The 17,938-nt window shown below is 62.4% G+C and carries 19 protein-coding genes; 15 read left to right on the top strand and 4 right to left on the bottom strand.

Annotation, left to right across the window (positions count from 1 at the left end):
* Position 1: 1 nt before the first annotated feature.
* Both ACW9IN_RS25720 and ACW9IN_RS25715 read right to left on the bottom strand, forming a co-directional pair.
* Entirely contained in the window at positions 2–1,720 is a 1,719-nt protein-coding gene (locus tag ACW9IN_RS25720; protein WP_457368480.1) for a C13 family peptidase, read from the bottom strand.
* 105 nt (positions 1,721–1,825) lie between these two features.
* On the bottom strand, positions 1,826–2,281 hold the full coding sequence (locus ACW9IN_RS25715) for a MaoC family dehydratase (protein ID WP_457368479.1): 456 nt from the start codon (positions 2,279–2,281) through the stop codon (positions 1,826–1,828).
* Between the two features lie 160 nt (positions 2,282–2,441).
* Between ACW9IN_RS25715 and ACW9IN_RS25710 the strand changes: the two genes are divergently transcribed.
* Genes ACW9IN_RS25710 through ACW9IN_RS25700 form a run of 3 tightly spaced genes read left to right on the top strand, consistent with a single transcriptional unit; the run spans position 2,442 to position 4,120 of the window.
* Positions 2,442–2,795 carry a CidA/LrgA family protein gene (locus tag ACW9IN_RS25710; RefSeq protein ID WP_457368478.1) on the top strand — a complete coding sequence of 118 codons (354 nt, stop codon included), beginning with the start codon at positions 2,442–2,444 and terminating at the stop codon, positions 2,793–2,795.
* On the top strand, positions 2,792–3,508 hold the full coding sequence (locus tag ACW9IN_RS25705) for an LrgB family protein (RefSeq protein ID WP_457368477.1): 717 nt from the start codon (positions 2,792–2,794) through the stop codon (positions 3,506–3,508). Before ACW9IN_RS25710 ends, ACW9IN_RS25705 begins: the two co-directional genes overlap by 4 nt.
* Before the next feature lie 21 nt (positions 3,509–3,529).
* Entirely contained in the window at positions 3,530–4,120 is a 591-nt protein-coding gene (locus ACW9IN_RS25700; RefSeq protein WP_457368476.1) for an LON peptidase substrate-binding domain-containing protein, read from the top strand.
* On the opposite strand, the gene ACW9IN_RS25695 is transcribed toward ACW9IN_RS25700, so the two are convergent.
* Complete coding sequence (locus tag ACW9IN_RS25695) at positions 4,117–5,433, bottom strand: bifunctional DedA family/phosphatase PAP2 family protein (RefSeq protein ID WP_457368475.1); 1,317 nt, start codon at positions 5,431–5,433, stop codon at positions 4,117–4,119. The two genes, ACW9IN_RS25700 and ACW9IN_RS25695, sit on opposite strands and share 4 nt — an antisense overlap.
* Before the next feature lie 175 nt (positions 5,434–5,608).
* Complete coding sequence (locus tag ACW9IN_RS25690) at positions 5,609–6,295, bottom strand: DNA-3-methyladenine glycosylase (protein ID WP_457368474.1); 687 nt, start codon at positions 6,293–6,295, stop codon at positions 5,609–5,611.
* A gap of 175 nt (positions 6,296–6,470) precedes the next feature.
* Here ACW9IN_RS25690 and ACW9IN_RS25685 point away from each other — a divergent pair, with 175 nt between their 5' ends.
* The 12 genes from ACW9IN_RS25685 (at position 6,471) to lipA (ending at position 17,870) form a co-directional block, all read left to right on the top strand.
* Positions 6,471–7,736 carry a glutamate-5-semialdehyde dehydrogenase gene (locus tag ACW9IN_RS25685; protein WP_457368473.1) on the top strand — a complete coding sequence of 422 codons (1,266 nt, stop codon included), beginning with the start codon at positions 6,471–6,473 and terminating at the stop codon, positions 7,734–7,736.
* On the top strand, positions 7,736–8,380 hold the full coding sequence (gene nadD, locus ACW9IN_RS25680; RefSeq protein WP_457368472.1) for a nicotinate-nucleotide adenylyltransferase: 645 nt from the start codon (positions 7,736–7,738) through the stop codon (positions 8,378–8,380). The genes ACW9IN_RS25685 and nadD overlap by 1 nt, the downstream gene beginning before the upstream one ends.
* Positions 8,381–8,449: 69 nt before the next feature.
* Complete coding sequence (rsfS, locus tag ACW9IN_RS25675) at positions 8,450–8,944, top strand: ribosome silencing factor (protein ID WP_457368471.1); 495 nt, start codon at positions 8,450–8,452, stop codon at positions 8,942–8,944.
* Between the two features lie 9 nt (positions 8,945–8,953).
* Complete coding sequence (gene rlmH / locus ACW9IN_RS25670; RefSeq protein ID WP_457368470.1) at positions 8,954–9,421, top strand: 23S rRNA (pseudouridine(1915)-N(3))-methyltransferase RlmH; 468 nt, start codon at positions 8,954–8,956, stop codon at positions 9,419–9,421.
* Between the two features lie 15 nt (positions 9,422–9,436).
* On the top strand, positions 9,437–11,335 hold the full coding sequence (gene mrdA, locus ACW9IN_RS25665) for a penicillin-binding protein 2 (RefSeq protein WP_457368469.1): 1,899 nt from the start codon (positions 9,437–9,439) through the stop codon (positions 11,333–11,335).
* Positions 11,336–11,366: 31 nt separating this feature from the next.
* Positions 11,367–12,470: a rod shape-determining protein RodA gene (rodA, locus tag ACW9IN_RS25660; protein WP_042570827.1), complete on the top strand. Its 1,104-nt coding sequence runs from the start codon at positions 11,367–11,369 to the stop codon at positions 12,468–12,470.
* A 17-nt stretch (positions 12,471–12,487) separates the two neighbouring features.
* Positions 12,488–13,498 carry a lytic murein transglycosylase B gene (mltB, locus tag ACW9IN_RS25655; RefSeq protein WP_457368468.1) on the top strand — a complete coding sequence of 337 codons (1,011 nt, stop codon included), beginning with the start codon at positions 12,488–12,490 and terminating at the stop codon, positions 13,496–13,498.
* A complete protein-coding gene (locus ACW9IN_RS25650; protein WP_457368467.1) occupies positions 13,498–14,493 on the top strand; it encodes a septal ring lytic transglycosylase RlpA family protein in 996 nt (331 codons plus the stop codon). The genes mltB and ACW9IN_RS25650 overlap by 1 nt, the downstream gene beginning before the upstream one ends.
* A gap of 184 nt (positions 14,494–14,677) precedes the next feature.
* Positions 14,678–15,835: a D-alanyl-D-alanine carboxypeptidase family protein gene (locus ACW9IN_RS25645; protein WP_457368466.1), complete on the top strand. Its 1,158-nt coding sequence runs from the start codon at positions 14,678–14,680 to the stop codon at positions 15,833–15,835.
* 84 nt (positions 15,836–15,919) lie between these two features.
* Positions 15,920–16,195, top strand: coding sequence for a DUF493 domain-containing protein (locus ACW9IN_RS25640; RefSeq protein ID WP_457368465.1), 276 nt, complete (start codon positions 15,920–15,922; stop codon positions 16,193–16,195).
* On the top strand, positions 16,195–16,842 hold the full coding sequence (gene lipB / locus ACW9IN_RS25635; RefSeq protein WP_457368464.1) for a lipoyl(octanoyl) transferase LipB: 648 nt from the start codon (positions 16,195–16,197) through the stop codon (positions 16,840–16,842). Before ACW9IN_RS25640 ends, lipB begins: the two co-directional genes overlap by 1 nt.
* Positions 16,843–16,868: 26 nt before the next feature.
* Positions 16,869–17,870 (top strand): lipoyl synthase, encoded by a 1,002-nt coding sequence (gene lipA, locus ACW9IN_RS25630; RefSeq protein WP_457368499.1) that lies wholly within the window; start codon positions 16,869–16,871, stop codon positions 17,868–17,870.
* The last annotated feature ends 68 nt before the right edge of the window (positions 17,871–17,938 follow it).

The following is a 17,938-nucleotide window of genomic DNA, read 5'->3' as shown; positions in this document are numbered from 1 at the left end:
CTTAGTTGCCTTTGGCTTCCTTGCTATTCATTGAGACGCTTTCGAGCGCCTTTCGTGCCTGCTGCTTGCGTAATAATTGCCAGTGGGCGATGACACCTTTGGGGGCCCAGATCTGCGGCTCCGACGCTTCGAAGTTGTCCGCCTGTTCGCGCTCGGCCACATGCTGTTGTGCCAGCTTGAAGGCTTGCTGCAAATCGTCGGTCTGGTTGAGGGCTTGGGCGAAGAGGGCGTCGCCGAAGTAGGTGAAGTCGGCTTCTTCAGAGCAGCCGAAGGACACGCGATCAGCCCGTGATGCGGTCATGATCAGGGTACGGTCGTCCTTGAGCGCCGGGATGAAACCGCCGGAGTAGCAGGCGGAAATCACAATGATCTTGTCGCGGTTTTTCAACGGTGCCATCACCGCCGCCAGCTCATCGGCGGGCAGGTCGGCCAACTCCATGCGCGGTTGGTCCAGCACCAGTTCGTGTTCGTGGGTGCCGTGACTGGTCATGTAGATAAACACCAGGTCTTCCGGCCCGGTGCGCTCGGCCAGGGTCTGGATGGCACGGCGCAGACTTTCGCGGGTCGCCAGCGGACGGTCGGCGATGTGATCACGGTGGTTGACCAGGCGAATCTGGCCGCGCGCGCCGAAACGGGTGGCGAGCATGTTGCTGACGTAATCGGCTTCGCGCAGGAACACGCTTTGTTTGCCGTCGCCGGCCACGGCCAGGGTGTACAGCTCTACGGCGGCGGTGGAGGCGGGCACGGCGGCGAGGGCCGCCTCCAGCAGGCGGCCCTGGGCGAGTACGCCGATCTCCAGCGGGTCGGGCAGCAGCTTGCCATCGGCATCACGCACGCGCATGCCATTGACCCAGGTGCCGGCCTGAACCGTGCCGTCGGTGAGCACCAGGGTGCCTTTGCCCTGGTAGCTGTCGCTGTCGAAACCACCGATATAGAAGCTGCCATCGGTGAGGTTCAGACGGCCTTCGCCGGTGAAGCGCCAGTCGGCGAACTGGCCGACATAATGGCTGCCGTCCACGCCGATCAGTTCTCCCTTGCCGCTGAGTGCGCCTTCCTTGAATTGGCCGATCCACACATCGCCGTCAGCGTTTTCATAACGGCCCTTGCCGTTGAGCTGGTTCTGCTTGAACTGGCCGACGTAGATATCGCCGTCCGCACTGTTGAAGGTGCCATTGCCCTCCAACTGGCCGTCGACAAAATGGCCGCTGAACTGATTGCCGCTGTCGTCGTTGCGCTGGCCTTCGCCGTTCGGTTTGCCGTGGGCAAACTGGCCCTGGTACTGGCTGCCGTCGGCAAGCTCCAGGCGACCGAGACCGGAATACTGATCGTCCTTGAACTCGCCGCGATAGGTCATCTGCCCCTCTTTGAGGGTGCCTTCGCCATTGCGCCGTCCCTGCTTGAAGCCACCCACGTAGTGGCTGCCAGCGGTGGTCAGGCTGCCCTGGCCATCGAACAGGCCCTGCTGGAAGTCGCCTTTATAGACTTCACCGTTGCTGCCATGCCATTCGCCCTGGCCATGCCACTGGCCCTTGTCGAACTGGCCGGCGTACCAACTGCCGTTGGGGTAGTCCACACGACCCTGGCCTTGCAGCAGACCATTGACTACATCGCCCCGGTAGCGGCCGCCGTCGGGCAGGCGCGCGTCGGGCGGCAGCAGCGATTCGCCGTCTCCGCAAGCGGTGAGCAAAAGGGCAAGGGCAAGGGGAGCGAGTGGGCGCATAGCGGGATCCGGATAATTGAGCGCCGAGTATGCCGCAGCTGCGAGTTTCATACATAAATTTACATACCCTGTGGTGAGGTTCGGGTCCCCACCACAGGTGCGGGCTTACACGAAATAGAGTGACAACGACTCTGCGATGTAAGCCGGTTTTTCCTGGCCTTCGATTTCCAGGGTGGCGGTGGCCTTGAGCAGCCATTGGCCAGGTTTTTTCTCGGTGACGTCGTTGAGGGTCACGTTCAGGCGCACCCTGGAATTGACCTTCACCGGCTGGATGAAGCGCACGCTGTCCAGGCCGTAGTTGACCGCCATCTTCAGCCCCTCGGGCACGATCAGCAGGTCTTCCATCAGCTTGGGCAGCAACGACAGCGACAGGAAGCCGTGGGCGATGGTGCTGCCAAACGGAGTTTGCGCCGCCTTGACCGGGTCGACGTGGATGAACTGATGGTCGCCCGTGGCTTCAGCGAACAGGTTGATGCGTGCCTGATCGATGGTGAGCCACTCGGAACGTCCCAGTTCCTTGCCGACATAATCTTTGAGCTGCGCTACGGGTACATAGGGCATTGCGTCTCTCCTGGGTTCATCGGTTTTTATCGGTGTGCGAAAACCATGGTAGATCATCATGGGCAACCGGGCCGGTCAACCCACCATGCTTTTGGCGAATGCCGAAGCATAGGGCTGGCGTGCTTATAATGCCGGCACGCTTTAAAAGGGGGATGAACGGATGCTGTTACGAGGGCTGACCTGGCTGGTGCTGTTCCAATTGCTCGGCACGGCGCTCAATCACTTGCTGCTGCCGGTGTTGCCTGGGCCGATCATCGGGCTGCTGCTGATGCTTGGTTTTCTGGTCTGGAAGGGCGAAGTCGGCGAGCCCTTGAGCCTGGCGGCCAGCAGCTTGCTGCGTTACCTGCCGTTATTGCTGGTGCCGCCCGCAGTAGGGGTCATGGTGTACGCCAAGGATATCGCCGCCGACTTCTGGGCCATCATCGGTGCGCTGGTGCTGTCGCTGGTCATTGCGATGGGGTTCGTCGGCGTACTGATGCAGCAGATGATCAAGCGCAAGGGGAAGGACCAATGACCTTCGACTGGCAGGGCGCGTGGACGGCGGTGATTCATCACCCGTTGTTCGGTATCGGCATCACCCTGGGGGCTTATCAACTGGTGCTGGCCGGGTTCGAGAAAACCCGCTGGATTTTCCTGCAGCCGGTGCTGGTGTCCATGCTGCTGGTGATCGGCGTGTTGCTGACCTGTGGCTTGAGCTACGCCGAGTACCGCGAAAGTACCCAGATCATGGGCATTCTGCTGGGCCCGGCGACGGTGGCGCTGGCCGTGCCGCTCTACCTGAACCTGCGACGGATTCGCCAATTGTTCTGGCCGATCTTTACTACGCTGGTGATAGGCGGCCTGGTGGCAACCGGCTTGTGTGTGCTGCTGGGATGGGGGTTCGGTGCCGAACACAGGATGTTGATGACCATGGCGCCCAAGTCGGTGACCTCGCCGATCGCCATGCTGGTGGCCGAGCAGATCGGCGGCGTGGCGGCGCTGGCAGCGGTGTTCGTACTCATCACCGGGGTGATTGGCGCGATGATCGGCCCGGCGTATCTGTCGCGTCTGGGGGTACACAGCCCGGAGGCGCGCGGCATGGCCCTGGGCATGACCGCGCACGCGGTAGGCACCTCGGTGGCGCTGCAGGAAAGCGAAGAGTGCGGCGCCTTTGCGGCGCTGGCCATGAGTCTGATGGGCGTGGCCACGGCGGTGTTCCTGCCGCTGGCCGTGTCGGTGATCGTTTAAACCGGGTTTAAGGAAACCTTTATGAGTCTGGCGCTGTTCCCGCTCAACACCGTGCTGTTTCCGGGTTGCACCCTCGACCTGCAACTGTTCGAGGCCCGTTACCTGGACATGATCAGCCGTTGCATGAAAAAGGGCGAAAGCTTTGGCGTGGTGTGCATCTTCGACGGCCAGGAAGTGGGTCAGGCGCCGGACGGCTACGCGCTGATCGGCTGCGAGGCGTTGATCCGCGACTTCAAGCAGCAGGACAACGGCCTGCTGGGCATTCGTGTCGAAGGTGGGCGCCGTTTTCGCGTGCGGGATGCCGGCGTGCAGAAGGATCAACTGCTGGTGGCCGAGGTGCAGTGGCTGGAAGAACTGCCGGAGCAACCGCTGGAAGACGAGGATGCCGACCTGTTGGCCTTGCTCCACGCGTTGGCCGAGCACCCGATGGTGGCTTCCCTCGACATGGGCACCCATGCCGACGGCCAGCAGGCCCTGGGCAATCAGCTGGCCTACCTGCTGCCGTTCACCGAGGCCGACAAAATTGACCTGTTGCAACTCGACGACCCGCAGCAGCGGCTGGATGCGATCCAGATCTTGCTCGACGAGTTGCAGGGAGAGTTGTTCGCTTAATAGGCATACCGCAGCAAGGCGTGGGGCGTACCGGTAAACGCGATGAAGCCGAGCACCGCCGCCACCGCCGGCAACACCAGCCACCACGCTTTTTGCGACATGGCGGGCAAGGGTGTGCGGTACTCGAAGGCCGTCAGGCTCAATGCGCAGACTGTCATCGCCAGCAGCGTGCCGGCCAGAATGTCCGTCGGCCAGTGGGCGCCGAGGTATACCCGCGACAACGCAATAAACGCGGCAGGGATGCAACCCAGCAGCAGCCAGGTCAGGCGCAACCGCGTGGGTTGGCCGCGTCCGGCGAGTATCGCCAGCGCCAGGAAAAACGCAAACGCCCCTGAGGCGTGGCCGCTGGGCATGCTGAAGCTGGTCAGCGGGTCCGTCAGGATTTCCGGGCGGCCACGGGCGAAAAACAGCTTGGTGCCCGTGTTGATCACCGCCGATCCCGCCAGCGTGACGCCGACGAACAGCGCGTGCCGCCATTGTCTCGCCAGTAGCAGCAGGCCGGTGAATACGGCACTGGCGACGAACATCTTCTTGAACTCGCCCAGTTGGGTGACCATCACCATGGCCTGGTCCAGCCAGGGGCTGCGATGTTCCTGCACCAGCGCGCTCAGGCCCTGGTCGAAGTCATTGAGGTGGGGGTAGCCGATAAACAGCGCGATCAACAAGGTCAGGCTCGCGCAGCCGATCCACAAGGTGGCACGACGATGGCCGCGCAAGCTGCTGTTCAAGCTCAACCCCAACAGCACCGCGATACAGGCCGCAACAATCCCGGCCTCGGGCCAGAAACCTTCCGGCAGCGGCAGGCGGAACGCGGCACCGGTCGCCCAACCCGGCAGCAGGTAGGCCACCGACCAGCCGGCTGCCGCCACAATGCTCACCAGGGCAAAGCGCGGGAAGGGCATGTCGCACATGCCCGCCACCATCGGCAGCATCGGGCGCAGCGGGCCGATGAAGCGTCCTACCAGCAGGCTGGCGATACCGTACTTGTGGAAGTAGGTTTCGGCACTGTTCATCCATTCCGGGTGGTGACGCAGACCGGGCAGGCGCCGGATGTTCTGGTGGAAATGTCGGCCCAGATAGTAGGAAACCGCGTCACCCAGCAGCCCGCCCAGGAAGCCCAGCAACAGGGTTTCACTCAATGACAGCGCTCCGCTGCCGGCGAGAGCGGCAATGGCGAACAGCAATACCGTGCCTGGCACGATCAGCCCGGCAATGGCCAGACACTCCACGCAGGCGACGATGAATACCGCCACCGCCAGCCATTCGGGGTTCAGGGTCAGCCAGCCGGTAATGCTATCGAGCCATTGGCCCATAAAACGTCACTCCCTCTATGCAATACATGACTTGAAACGCTGAAGATCAACTGTGGGAGCGGGCTTGCTCGCGAATGCGGCCTGTCAGTGAAGTAGTCTGTGGCTGACGCACCGCAATCGCGGGCAAGCCCGCTCCCACATCGGAACTGCGGGACTGCAGGTTTCAACGCTCATTTCATTCAATCAAACGATAATCGCGACCTTCGACCTGGCCCCGGCGCAGCGGGTTCCGGGTGCAGTAAGGCGCGTAGCCCGCATCGACGAAGCGGTACATCAAGTGTTCGTCACGCCCGTTGGGGATGCCCAGCCGGGTGGTCTGGATGATGGGGGCTGGCGTTTGGCCCACGTCTTCCACGTAAAGCTGTTCCTGGTCGAAGCGCTTGGCGTCCCACATCGGCACCTTCAACCCCAGCGCCTTGCACAGCAGGGTCTGGCCGGCACACAGTTTCTGCGCGGGCCTGGGATTGCCGTTGGCGTCCGGGTTGTTCGATTGCATCTGCGCCAGGCTGGCTGGGCCGGACAGTTCGTCGACCCAGGGATACGCCGATTTGATCAGTACGGCATTGCCCGGGCCGTGGGCGCTGAAGTTCAGGGAGTCGCCGCCACGGGCGTAGTACATGTAGATATGGCCACCATCCAGAAACAAAGCCTTACGCTTTTCTGTGTAGCCCAACGACGCGTGACTGCCTTTTTCGGCCAGGTAATAGGCTTCGGTTTCAATGATTCGCGCCGAAAGCCAGGTTTCGCCCACGCGATGGCGGATGATTTTTCCAAGCAAGGCTTGCGCAAGAATCTGCGCATCCCGGTCGAAAAAGCTGTCGGGCAGGGCGCTGGCGGGGTGTTGGGGCGACGGACTGGGCATGGCGCTGGGCAGTGGATGCGGCTAAATGTGACGGAATCATAACAACTCCCGCCTTAATTACCGCTGAACCTCAAGTTTTTACAGTTCATTTCGACCATCCGCCCCTCACCGCTGTCCGTAGGACGGCGTCACAGCTATAATCTGCCGCTTTCCTCCCTGCCAAGACTCCCCGACCATGACTGAGTCCGTTCTTGACTACATGACCCGCCTGGGTCGCGCTGCCCGTCAGGCCTCGCGGTTGATCGCCCGCGCGAGTACCGCGCAGAAGAACCGTGCCCTGCTGGCCGCCGCCGATGCTCTGGATGCTGCGCGCTCCGAGCTTTCTGCCGCCAACGAGCTGGACCTGGCCAACGGCCGCGCCAATGGCCTTGAACCGGCCCTGCTGGACCGCCTGGCGCTGACCCCGGCGCGTATCGACGACATGATCGAAGGCTTGCGTCAGGTGGCGAAGCTGCCTGACCCCATCGGTGAAATCCGCGACATGCGCTACCTGCCGTCCGGTATCCAGGTGGGCAAGATGCGCGTGCCCCTGGGCGTGATCGGCATCATTTACGAGTCGCGTCCGAACGTGACTATCGACGCCGCGAGCCTGTGCCTCAAGTCCGGCAACGCCACCATCCTGCGGGGCGGTTCCGAGGCGATCAATTCCAACCGCGCCATTGCGGCCTGCATTCAGCAGGGCCTGGCCGTGGCCGATTTGCCCGCCGAAGTGGTGCAAGTGGTGGAAACCACCGATCGCGCCGCCGTGGGTGCGCTGATCACCATGCCCGAGTTCGTCGACGTGATCGTGCCGCGCGGGGGCAAGAGCCTGATCGAGCGCGTCAGCCGCGATGCCAAGGTGCCGGTCATCAAACACCTGGACGGCGTGTGCCACGTGTTCATCGACATCGCCGCCGACATCGACAAGGCGATTCGCATCGCCGACAACGCCAAGACCCAGCGCTACGCGCCGTGCAACACCATGGAAACCCTGTTGGTGCACGTCGGCATCGCCGAGCGCGTGTTGCCACCTCTGGCGGCCATCTACCGCGACAAGGGCGTGGAGCTGCGCGGTTGTGAGCGTACCCGTGCGTTGCTGGGTGCGGATGTGATCGAAGCCACCGAGCAAGACTGGTACACCGAATACACGGCGCCGATCCTGTCGATCCGCATTGTCGACGACCTGGATCAGGCCATCGAGCACATCAACACCTACGGCTCCAAGCACACCGACGCCATTGTTTCCGAGCATTTCAGCGATGCCCGGCGTTTCCTCAATGAAGTGGATTCCGCTTCGGTGATGATCAACGCCTCGACACGTTTTGCCGACGGCTTCGAATATGGCCTGGGGGCGGAGATCGGTATTTCCACCGACAAGCTCCACGCCCGCGGTCCGGTTGGTCTCGAAGGGCTGACCAGCGAGAAGTACGTGGTGTTCGGCGACGGTCATGTGCGCACTTGATGGGTAAACGCATCGGGCTGCTCGGCGGCACCTTCGACCCCGTGCACATCGGCCATTTGCGCAGTGCCCTGGAAGTCGCGGATGCCCTCGCGCTGGATGAACTGCGCGTGATGCCCAACGCACGGCCGCCCCATCGCGATACGCCGCAGGTGTCACCGCAGCAGCGTCTGGAAATGGTGCGCCTTGCCGTGGAAGGTATCGCGCCGCTGGTGGTGGACGACCGCGAGCTCAAGCGCGATAAACCGTCCTACACTGTTGACACCCTGGAACTGATGCGCGCCGAGTTGGCCGCGGATGACCAGTTGTTTCTGCTTTTGGGCTGGGACGCATTTTGCGGCCTGCCCTCTTGGCATCGCTGGGAAGAACTCCTCCAGCATTGCCACATCCTGGTTTTGCAACGCCCGGATGCCGACAGCGAACCGCCGGATGCCTTGCGCAACCTGCTGGCCGCGCGGTCGGTAAGTGACCCCTTGGCCCTGACCGGGCCGAACGGGAATATTGCATTCGTCTGGCAGACCCCGCTTGCGGTGTCGGCCACCCAGATCCGTCAACTGCTGGCCAGCGGGAAGTCGGTACGGTTCCTGGTGCCTGACGCGGTCCTGGCCTACATCGATGCGCACGATCTGTACCGTGCGTCGAACTGAACAGGCGCGCTTGAAGACACGAATAAACGTGTAGCGAGCGCCCGAATATATGAGCAAAACGAGTTTTTTATGACCAACAAAGACGTAAGCAAAGTTAAGCGCAAAGGCACCTTCAAGAGTGCGCCGTTGCCGCCTGAAACCCAGGCCGGCCCGGTGCCTGAAGGCGAAGCGCTGGTACAACTGGCCGTCGCCGCGCTGGAAGACGTGAAGGCTCAGGACATTCAGGTCCTGGACGTGCGTGAGAAGCAGAGCATCACCGATTACATGATCATCGCTACCGGTACCTCCAACCGCCAGATCGGCGCGATGCTGGACAAGGTGCGCGAAGCCGTCAAAGCCCAGGGCGTGAAGCCGCTGGGTGAAGAAGGCAAGGGCGACAGCGACTGGGTGCTGGCCGACCTGGACACCGTCATCGTGCACATGATGACCAGCGCCGCTCGCCAGTTCTACGACCTGGAGCGCCTGTGGATGGGCGCCGAGCAGAGCCGTGCCGCCGATGGCAAGCACCACAGCCCGGAAGTGGGCCATGCACACTTCGACAAGCTGAACAAAGACCAGGAATAAGGAACGGCTGTGCGCCTGCGTCTGATTGCTGTCGGTTCACGCATGCCCAAGTGGGTGGAGGAGGGCTGGCATGAATATGCCAAGCGTCTGCCCGCCGAGTTGTCGCTGGACCTGGTCGAGATACCGCTCAACACCCGGGGCAAGAATGCCGACGTGGCGCGCTTTATCCGTCAGGAAGGCGAGGCCATGCTGGCCAAGGTCGGCCCCAACGAGCGCATCGTCACCCTCGAAGTGCACGGCAAGCCCTGGAGTACCGAGCAACTGGCGGTGGAACTGGATCGCTGGCGCCTGGACTCGCGTACGGTCAACTTCATGGTCGGCGGCCCCGAGGGGCTGGCGCCGGAAGTCTGTGCGCGGGCCGACCAGCGCTGGTCGCTGTCGGCGTTGACGCTGCCGCACCCGTTGGTAAGGATCCTGATCGGTGAACAGTTGTATCGCGCCTGGACAGTCCTGTCCGGGCACCCTTACCACAAATAATCTGCGCCCCTCTCGATGACCCAGCCGATCCGTATCAAGGACCATGAGAAAGACGCACGTCTGGTACGCGCGCGGGTGGTGTTTGGCGCGGTTCTGGTGGTGGCCCTGCTCGGGGTGTTGATTGCGCGCCTGTATTTCCTGCAGGTGATCCAGTACGACTATCACTCCACACTGTCGGAAAACAACCGGGTGCATGTGCAGCCGATTCCGCCGACCCGGGGGCTGATTTTCGACCGCAATGGTGTGGTGGTCGCGGACAACCGGCCCAGCTTCAGCCTGAGCATGACCCGCGAGCGCTCCGGCGATTGGCAGCAAGTGCTCGATGTGATCATCGAGGTGCTGCAACTGACCCCGGAAGACCGGGTGATCTTCGAGAAACGCATGAAGCAGGGGCGCCGGCCATTCGAGCCGGTGCCGATCCTGTTCGAGCTGACCGAAGAGCAGATTGCGCGAATCGCGGTCAACCAGTTCCGCCTGCCCGGTGTGGAAGTGGTGGCGCAACTGGTGCGGCATTACCCGCAAGGCCCGCACTTTGCCCACTCCGTGGGGTATATGGGGCGGATCAACGAGAAAGAGCTGAAAAGCCTCGATCCGGTGAATTACAGCGGCACCCACCACATCGGCAAAACCGGCATCGAGCGCTTCTACGAGCCCGAGCTGCATGGCCAGGTGGGTTATGAAGAGGTCGAGACCAACGCCCGTGGCCGTGTGCTGCGGGTGCTCAAGCGTACCGACCCGGTGCCGGGCAAGGACATTGTGCTGAGCCTGGATATTCGTCTGCAGGAAGCGGCCGAGATGGCGCTGGGCGGCCGGCGCGGTGCGGTGGTCGCTCTGGACCCGAAGACCGGCGAAGTGCTGGCGATGGTCAGCCAGCCGAGTTTCGATCCCAACCTGTTCGTGACCGGTATCAGCTTCAAGGCTTACGCCGAGCTGCGTGACTCCATCGACCGTCCGCTGTTCAACCGTGTATTGCGTGGCCTGTACCCGCCGGGTTCGACCATCAAACCGGCGGTGGCGATTGCCGGCCTGGACGCGGGCGTGGTCACGGCCACCAGCCGGGTGTTCGACCCGGGCTATTACATGCTGCCCAATTACGACCACAAATACCGTAACTGGAACCGCACCGGTGACGGCTATGTCGACCTGGACACCGCGATCATGCGTTCCAACGACACCTACTTCTACGATCTGGCCCACAAGCTGGGCATCGACCGCTTGTCCGCGTACATGGGCAAGTTCGGCCTGGGGCAGAAGGTCTCCCTGGACATGTTCGAGGAATCGCCTGGCCTGATGCCATCGCGCGAGTGGAAGCGCGCGACCCGCCGTCAGGCGTGGTTCCCGGGTGAAACCCTGATCCTCGGTATCGGCCAGGGCTATATGCAAGCCACGCCGCTGCAACTGGCGCAGGCCACGGCACTGGTGGCCAACAAGGGCATCTGGAATCGTCCGCACCTGGCCAAGACCATCGAAGGCGAAAAGCCGGTGGACGAGAACCCGATTCCCGACATCGTGTTGCGCGATTCGTCGGACTGGACCAAGGTCAACCACGGCATGCAGCAAGTGATGCATGGCGCCCGGGGCACCGCGCGCAAGGCGGCGATCGGCGCGCAGTATCGCATTGCCGGCAAGAGCGGTACCGCCCAGGTGGTGGCGATCAAGCAAGGCGAAAAATACGACCGTTCCAAGGTTCAGGAACGCCACCGTGACCACGCGCTGTTTGTCGGTTTCGCGCCGGCGGATGACCCTAAAATCGTGGTGGCGGTCATGGTCGAGAACGGCGAGTCCGGCTCCGGCGTCGCGGCGCCCGTGGTGCGCCAAGTGATGGACGCCTGGCTGTTGGCCGACGACGGCAGGCTCAAGCCCGAATATGGCGGCCCCCCTTCAAGCACCGAGGTTACGGCCCGTGAAGAGTAATTTTGACCGCATCCTCTCCAGTGAAGACGTGATGCGTCGCCGGGCGACGTTGCTGCAACGCATGCACATCGACGGCCCTTTGCTGATCCTGCTGTTGACGCTCGCCGCCGGCAGCCTGTTCGTGTTGTATTCGGCCAGCGGCAAGAACTGGGACCTGCTGATCAAGCAGGCGTCTTCGTTCGGTCTGGGCCTGTTGTCGATGGTGGTGATCGCCCAGCTCGAGCCGCGTTTCATGGCGCGGTGGGTGCCCCTGGGTTACGTCGCGGGCGTGTTGTTGCTGGTGGTGGTGGACGTGATGGGCCACAACGCCATGGGTGCGACCCGCTGGATCAACATCCCGGGGGTGATTCGCTTCCAGCCGTCGGAATTCATGAAGATCCTCATGCCGGCGACCATCGCCTGGTATTTGTCCAAGCGCACTTTGCCGCCGCAGCTCAAGCATGTGGGGATCAGCCTGATCCTGATCGGCGTGCCGTTCATCCTGATCGTGCGCCAGCCGGATCTCGGCACCTCGCTGCTGATCCTGGCGGGCGGCGCGTTCGTGCTGTTCATGGGCGGGCTGCGCTGGCGCTGGATCCTCAGCGTGCTGGCAGCGGCGGTACCGGTGGCCGTGGCCATGTGGTTCTTCTTTATGCATGACTACCAGAAGCAGCGGATCCTGACCTTCCTCGACCCGGAAAGCGACCCGCTGGGCACCGGCTGGAACATCATCCAGTCCAAGGCAGCCATCGGGTCCGGCGGCGTCTTCGGCAAGGGCTGGTTGCTGGGTACCCAGTCGCACCTGGACTTCCTGCCCGAGAGCCACACAGACTTCATCATTGCGGTGATGGGCGAGGAGTTCGGCCTGGTGGGCATTTGCGCGTTGTTGCTGATCTACCTGCTGCTGATCGGTCGCGGGCTGGTGATCACCGCGCAGGCGCAGACGCTGTTCGGCAAACTGCTGGCCGGCGCCTTGACCATGACTTTTTTTGTTTACGTTTTCGTCAACATCGGTATGGTCAGTGGCCTGTTGCCGGTGGTTGGGGTGCCGTTGCCATTCATTAGCTACGGCGGAACTTCGCTGGTGACATTGCTGTCAGCGTTTGGGGTTTTGATGTCGATTCACACGCATCGCAAGTGGATCGCGCAGGTTTGAATAAGGTGAAGATGTCAATGCAAGCAATGCGCGGCTGGGCGACTCGGCATGCGTCCTGGATGGGCCTGATCGGCTTGTTGGGAGCAACGCAGGAGGCGCGGGCCGGTGACTATGATGGCTCACCCCAGGTCGCCGAATTCGTCGGTGAAATGACCCGCGACTACGGCTTTGCCGGTGAACAGTTGATGGGCGTGTTTCGCGAGGCCCAGAAGAAGCAGGCAATCCTCGACGCCATCTCCCGGCCCGCCGAGCGGGTCAAGCAGTGGAAAGAATACCGCCCGATGTTCCTCACCGACGCCCGCGTGGCCCGGGGCGTGGACTTCTGGCGTCAGCACGAGGCCGTGCTGGCCCGTGCGGAGCAGGAATACGGCGTGCCGGCCCAGGTGATTGTCGCGATCATCGGCATCGAAACCTTCTACGGGCGCAACACGGGCAGCTATCGGGTGATCGATGCTCTGTCGACCCTGGGCTTCGATTACCCGCCCCGCGCCGAGTTTTTCCGCAAGGAACTGCGCGAATTCCTGCTGCTGGCCCGTGAAGAGCAGGTCGACCCGCTAACGCTCAAGGGGTCCTACGCCGGTGCCATGGGCTTGCCGCAGTTCATGCCGAGCAGTTTCCGCGCCTACGCAGTGGACTTCGACGGCGACGGGCATATCAATATCTGGAGCAACCCTGACGACGCCATCGGCAGTGTGGCCAGCTATTTCAAGCGCCACGGCTGGGTCGCGGGCGAGCCGGTGGTGATCCGTGCCGATATTTCCGGAGATCGCGCCGACGAAGGCCTGACCCAAGGCATCGAGCCGGCCAAGACCGTCGGGGAGTTGCGGGCGCTGGGCTGGTCGAGTCAGAATGCGCCACGCGACGACATGCCGGTGACGGCGTTCCGTCTGGAAGGCGAAAACGGCCCTGAATACTGGATGGGCCTGAAGAATTTCTACGCAATCACGCGTTATAACCGCAGTGTGATGTACGCCATGGCCGTGCATCAGCTGTCAGACATGCTGGTCCAAGCACGGGGCGTCAAGTAATGCGGGTATCGCCGATCAATAAACCGCTCAAGCTGGTGGCGTTCGCCGCGTTGTCCTTGCTGGTTGTCAGTTGCTCCACCAGCCGTGGTCCGGCACAGAAGTCCGGCGGTACGGCCGTACGCTCCCAACCGGGGCTGGACATCAACCGCGCCCACAAAGACGGCGCACCGTGGTGGGACGTGGATGTCTCGAAAATCCCGGACGCCACGCCTACCCTGCATACCGGTGCTTATAAAGCCAACCCGTATACCGTCCTGGGCAAGACCTACTTTCCGCTGCAAGAGTCCAAGACCTACGTGCAATCGGGCACGGCATCCTGGTACGGCACCAAGTTCCATGGCCAGAACACCGCCAACGGCGAAGTGTATGACCTGTACGGCATGAGTGCGGCCCACAAGACCCTGCCGCTGCCCAGCTATGTGCGCGTGACCAACCTGGACAACAACCGCACGGTGATCCTGCGGGTCAACGACCGCGGGCCGTTCTATTCGGACCGGATCATCGACTTGTCCTACGCGGCCGCGAAGAAACTCGGCTACGCCGAAACCGGTACTGCGCGGGTGAAGGTCGAAGGCATCGACCCGGCGCAATACTGGGCCCAGCGTGGCAAGCCGGCGCCGTTGATGCTCAACGAGCCGCAGACCCCGCAACCGCAGATCGCCTCGGCCGGCAAGGTCGAGCAGTGGACCCCGCCGCCGCAGCAGCATGCGACGGACTCGGTACCCGTGCCCCAGGCCATGCCGGGTGGCGCGGCAGCCGGTGGTCAATACCTGCAGGTCGGCGCTTTCGCCAACCCGGATGCGGCAGAACTGTTAAGGTCCAAGCTGAGCAGCATGGTGAGTGCACCGGTGTTCATCAGTTCCATCGTACGCAACCAGCAGACCCTGCACCGCGTCCGCATGGGGCCGATCGGCTCGCCGAGTGAAGTCGCCCAGGTACAGAACAGCGTGCGCTTGGCCAACCTGGGGCAACCCAGCGTGGTCACCGCCGAATAAGCGTTACACAGATTGAAAGCTCAAGCCCGGGATCGGGCCTGGGCCCAGGTTGTTGGCTCGTTGAACAATAAAAACCCGGGGGCAAGGGGTGGGCATGCAACCGAACACGCGACAGTCTGGCAACGGGCTGTCTGACTCGTTTTGCCCGCAAGGGCAAGTTTCCATTAGCAATTTCGAGAGACGGATGAACATCACCACCTTAGCCAAACGCACGTGCCTGCTTATCTCGCTGATCATCACCCCGGCTGCCTGGGCCGTGGAAATGATGCCGGCTGCCCCGCAACTCGCCGCCAAGTCCTGGGTGCTCATGGATGCCGCCAGCGGCAACGTGCTGGTGGAGAACAATGGCGACCAGCGCTTGCCCCCGGCCAGCTTGACCAAGCTGATGACGGCCTATATTGCGACCCTGGAAATCCGTCGCGGCCAGATCGGCGAGAACGACCCGGTGACCGTCAGCGAAAACGCCTGGCGCACCGGCGGTTCGCGGATGTTCATCAAGGTAGGTTCGCAAGTTACCGTGAGTGACCTGCTGCACGGCATCATCATCCAGTCCGGCAACGACGCCAGCGTGGCGCTGTCCGAGCACATCGCCGGCAGCGAAGATGCGTTCGCCGACATGATGAACAAAACCGTGGCCGACCTGGGCATGACCAACAGCCACTTCATGAACCCGACCGGCCTGCCGAACCCTGAGCATTACTCGTCGGCTCACGACATGGCGATCCTGGCGCGCGCGATCATCCGCGTCGACCCGGTGCACTACGCGATCTACTCCCAGAAAGAGTTCTTCTGGAACAACATCAAGCAGCCTAACCGCAACCTGCTGCTGTGGCGCGACAAGACCGTCGACGGCCTGAAGACCGGCCACACCGAAGAGGCGGGCTACTGCATGGTGTCTTCCGCGGTACGTGACGGCCAGCGCCTGATCGCCGTGGTGTTCGGTACCAACAGCGAGCAGGCCCGTGCGGCCGAGACGCAAAAACTGCTGACCTACGGCTTCCGTTTCTTCGAAACCCAGACCTTCTACCAGAAGGGTGCAGAGCTGGCGACCGCGCCGGTCTGGAAGGGCTCGACCTCGCAAGTCAAGGCCGGCCTGGCTGAAGACCTGACCCTGACCATGCCTAAAGGCCAGCTGAAAAAGCTCGCGGCCAGCATGACCATGAACCCGCACCTGGTGGCCCCGATTGCCAAGGGTGACGTGATCGGCAAGGTCGAAGTGAAGCTGGACGACAAGGTGGTCCACAGCGCCGACCTGATCGCGCTGGACGCCGTTGACGAAGGTGGTATCTTCCGCCGCGTCTGGGATAGCATCCGTCTATTCTTCTACAGCCTGTTCAACTGATAGTGTGCACCTGCAAAGCCCCGTGTCGACCCGACGCGGGGCTTTGCCCGTCGCCACGGCTTACGCTTACGAGGCCGTTACGCCATGACCGATAAAGAAGTAAAGGCGCCAAAGATCGAATTCCCCCAGGCCGATTATCCGATCAAAGTGATCAGCGATACGGGCGTCGGTCGGGAAGCCGAGGTGATCGCCATCGTGTCCAAACACGCCGAGATCAACCTGGGCAAGACCGTGGAGCGGCAAAGCAGCACGGGTAAATACACCACGACCCAGCTGTATATCCTGGCCACCGATCAGGACCAGCTCTACAACATCAACAGCGAACTGCGGGCCACCGGCTTCGTGCACATGGTGCTTTGATGTCAAGTGTCCTGGGCTTTCGCGAGCTCGGCCAGATGGACTACGAGCCTGTCTGGCATGCCATGCAGCGGTTCACCAACGAGCGCGGCAGCTCGGCCCCCGATGAAGTCTGGCTGGTGGAACACCCGCCGGTGTTCACCCAGGGGCAGGCCGGCAAGGCCGAGCATCTGCTGGTTCCGGGTGATATTCCGGTGGTGCAGGTCGACCGAGGTGGCCAAGTGACTTACCATGGGCCCGGTCAACTGGTCGCCTATCTGTTGCTGGACGTGCGCAAGCTGGGTTTTGGCGTGCGCGATCTGGTCAGCCGGATGGAGGCTTGCCTGATCGAGCTGCTGGCCAGCTACGGCGTGACCGCTGCGGCCAAGCCCGATGCGCCCGGCGTGTATGTCGACGGCGCGAAAATCGCGTCCCTGGGGCTGCGTATTCGCCACGGGTGTTCCTTTCACGGCCTGGCCTTGAACGTGGACATGGACCTGGCGCCGTTCCGACGGATCAACCCCTGTGGTTACGCAGGGCTGGCGATGACGCAACTGAGCGACCACGCCACACCGATTAAATTTGCCGAGGTAAGTGCCCGGCTGCGTGCGCAGCTCGTCAAACACCTCGACTATGCTGAGCAGACGACCCTTACGGGCGGAATCGACTGATTATGACTACTGATGCAGTGCAAACCATGATCCCGACGGTGGACGTTACCGACCGTCCAGCCCCGGCCCCGCGTGCCAAGGTGGAAGCCGGCGTCAAGCTGCGCGGCGCCGAGAAGGTTGCACGCATCCCGGTGAAGATCATTCCGACCACCGAACTGCCGAAGAAGCCTGACTGGATCCGCGTGCGTATCCCGGTTTCGCCGGAAGTCGACCGTATCAAGGCCCTGCTGCGCAAGCACAAGCTGCACAGCGTGTGCGAAGAAGCGTCCTGCCCGAACCTGGGCGAGTGCTTTTCCGGCGGTACGGCCACCTTCATGATCATGGGTGACATCTGCACCCGTCGTTGCCCGTTCTGCGACGTGGGCCATGGCCGTCCGAAGCCACTGGACACCAGCGAGCCGGAAAACCTGGCCGTGGCCATCGCCGACCTCAAGCTCAAGTACGTAGTGATCACCTCGGTGGACCGCGACGACCTGCGTGACGGCGGTGCCCAGCACTTTGCCGACTGCATCCGCGAGATCCGCAAGCTGTCGCCGAACGTGATGCTCGAAACCCTGGTACCGGACTACCGTGGCCGTATGGATGTGGCGCTGGAAATCACCGCTGCCGAGCCGCCGGATGTGTTCAACCACAACCTGGAAACCGTGCCACGCCTGTACAAGGCAGCGCGTCCGGGTTCGGACTACCAGTGGTCGCTGACCCTGCTGCAGAAATTCAAGCAGATGATGCCGCACGTACCGACCAAATCCGGCCTGATGCTGGGCCTGGGCGAAACCGATGATGAAGTGATCGAAGTCATGAAGCGCATGCGCGAACACGACATCGACATGCTGACCCTGGGCCAGTACCTGCAACCCTCCCGAAACCACTTGCCGGTGCAGCGTTTCGTGCACCCGGACACCTTCGCCTGGTTCGCCGAGGAAGGCTACAAGATGGGCTTCAAGAACGTTGCGTCCGGCCCGCTGGTTCGGTCCTCGTACCACGCCGACGAACAGGCCAAGCTGGTGAAGGCGAGTCTGGTTTCGTAATACCGCTGCTCAAATCTGGGAGCGGACTTATGTGGGAGCTGGCTTGCCTGCGATAGCATCACCTCGGT

Source organism: Pseudomonas sp. SDO5271_S396 (genome assembly GCF_054071795.1).
The sequence above is the reverse complement of the archived record's forward strand: the minus strand, read 5'-3'. Positions and strand labels throughout refer to the sequence as shown.

Bases quoted from the DNA above. Each gene is read 5' to 3' on its own strand.
- mrdA (WP_457368469.1), top strand. From the start codon at position 9,437: ATGACCCAGCCGATCCGTATCAAGGACCATGAGAAAGACGCACGTCTG.
- lipB (WP_457368464.1), top strand. From the start codon at position 16,195: ATGTCAAGTGTCCTGGGCTTTCGCGAGCTCGGCCAGATGGACTACGAG.
- ACW9IN_RS25650 (WP_457368467.1), top strand. From the start codon at position 13,498: ATGCGGGTATCGCCGATCAATAAACCGCTCAAGCTGGTGGCGTTCGCC.
- ACW9IN_RS25700 (WP_457368476.1), top strand. From the start codon at position 3,530: ATGAGTCTGGCGCTGTTCCCGCTCAACACCGTGCTGTTTCCGGGTTGC.
- mltB (WP_457368468.1), top strand. From the start codon at position 12,488: ATGCAAGCAATGCGCGGCTGGGCGACTCGGCATGCGTCCTGGATGGGC.
- ACW9IN_RS25640 (WP_457368465.1), top strand. From the start codon at position 15,920: ATGACCGATAAAGAAGTAAAGGCGCCAAAGATCGAATTCCCCCAGGCC.
- ACW9IN_RS25710 (WP_457368478.1), top strand. From the start codon at position 2,442: ATGCTGTTACGAGGGCTGACCTGGCTGGTGCTGTTCCAATTGCTCGGC.
- rsfS (WP_457368471.1), top strand. From the start codon at position 8,450: ATGACCAACAAAGACGTAAGCAAAGTTAAGCGCAAAGGCACCTTCAAG.
- ACW9IN_RS25690 (WP_457368474.1), bottom strand. From the start codon at position 6,295: ATGCCCAGTCCGTCGCCCCAACACCCCGCCAGCGCCCTGCCCGACAGC.
- lipA (WP_457368499.1), top strand. From the start codon at position 16,869: ATGATCCCGACGGTGGACGTTACCGACCGTCCAGCCCCGGCCCCGCGT.
- ACW9IN_RS25715 (WP_457368479.1), bottom strand. From the start codon at position 2,281: ATGCCCTATGTACCCGTAGCGCAGCTCAAAGATTATGTCGGCAAGGAA.
- nadD (WP_457368472.1), top strand. From the start codon at position 7,736: ATGGGTAAACGCATCGGGCTGCTCGGCGGCACCTTCGACCCCGTGCAC.
- ACW9IN_RS25705 (WP_457368477.1), top strand. From the start codon at position 2,792: ATGACCTTCGACTGGCAGGGCGCGTGGACGGCGGTGATTCATCACCCG.
- ACW9IN_RS25720 (WP_457368480.1), bottom strand. From the start codon at position 1,720: ATGCGCCCACTCGCTCCCCTTGCCCTTGCCCTTTTGCTCACCGCTTGC.
- ACW9IN_RS25685 (WP_457368473.1), top strand. From the start codon at position 6,471: ATGACTGAGTCCGTTCTTGACTACATGACCCGCCTGGGTCGCGCTGCC.
- ACW9IN_RS25695 (WP_457368475.1), bottom strand. From the start codon at position 5,433: ATGGGCCAATGGCTCGATAGCATTACCGGCTGGCTGACCCTGAACCCC.
- rodA (WP_042570827.1), top strand. From the start codon at position 11,367: ATGCGTCGCCGGGCGACGTTGCTGCAACGCATGCACATCGACGGCCCT.
- ACW9IN_RS25645 (WP_457368466.1), top strand. From the start codon at position 14,678: ATGAACATCACCACCTTAGCCAAACGCACGTGCCTGCTTATCTCGCTG.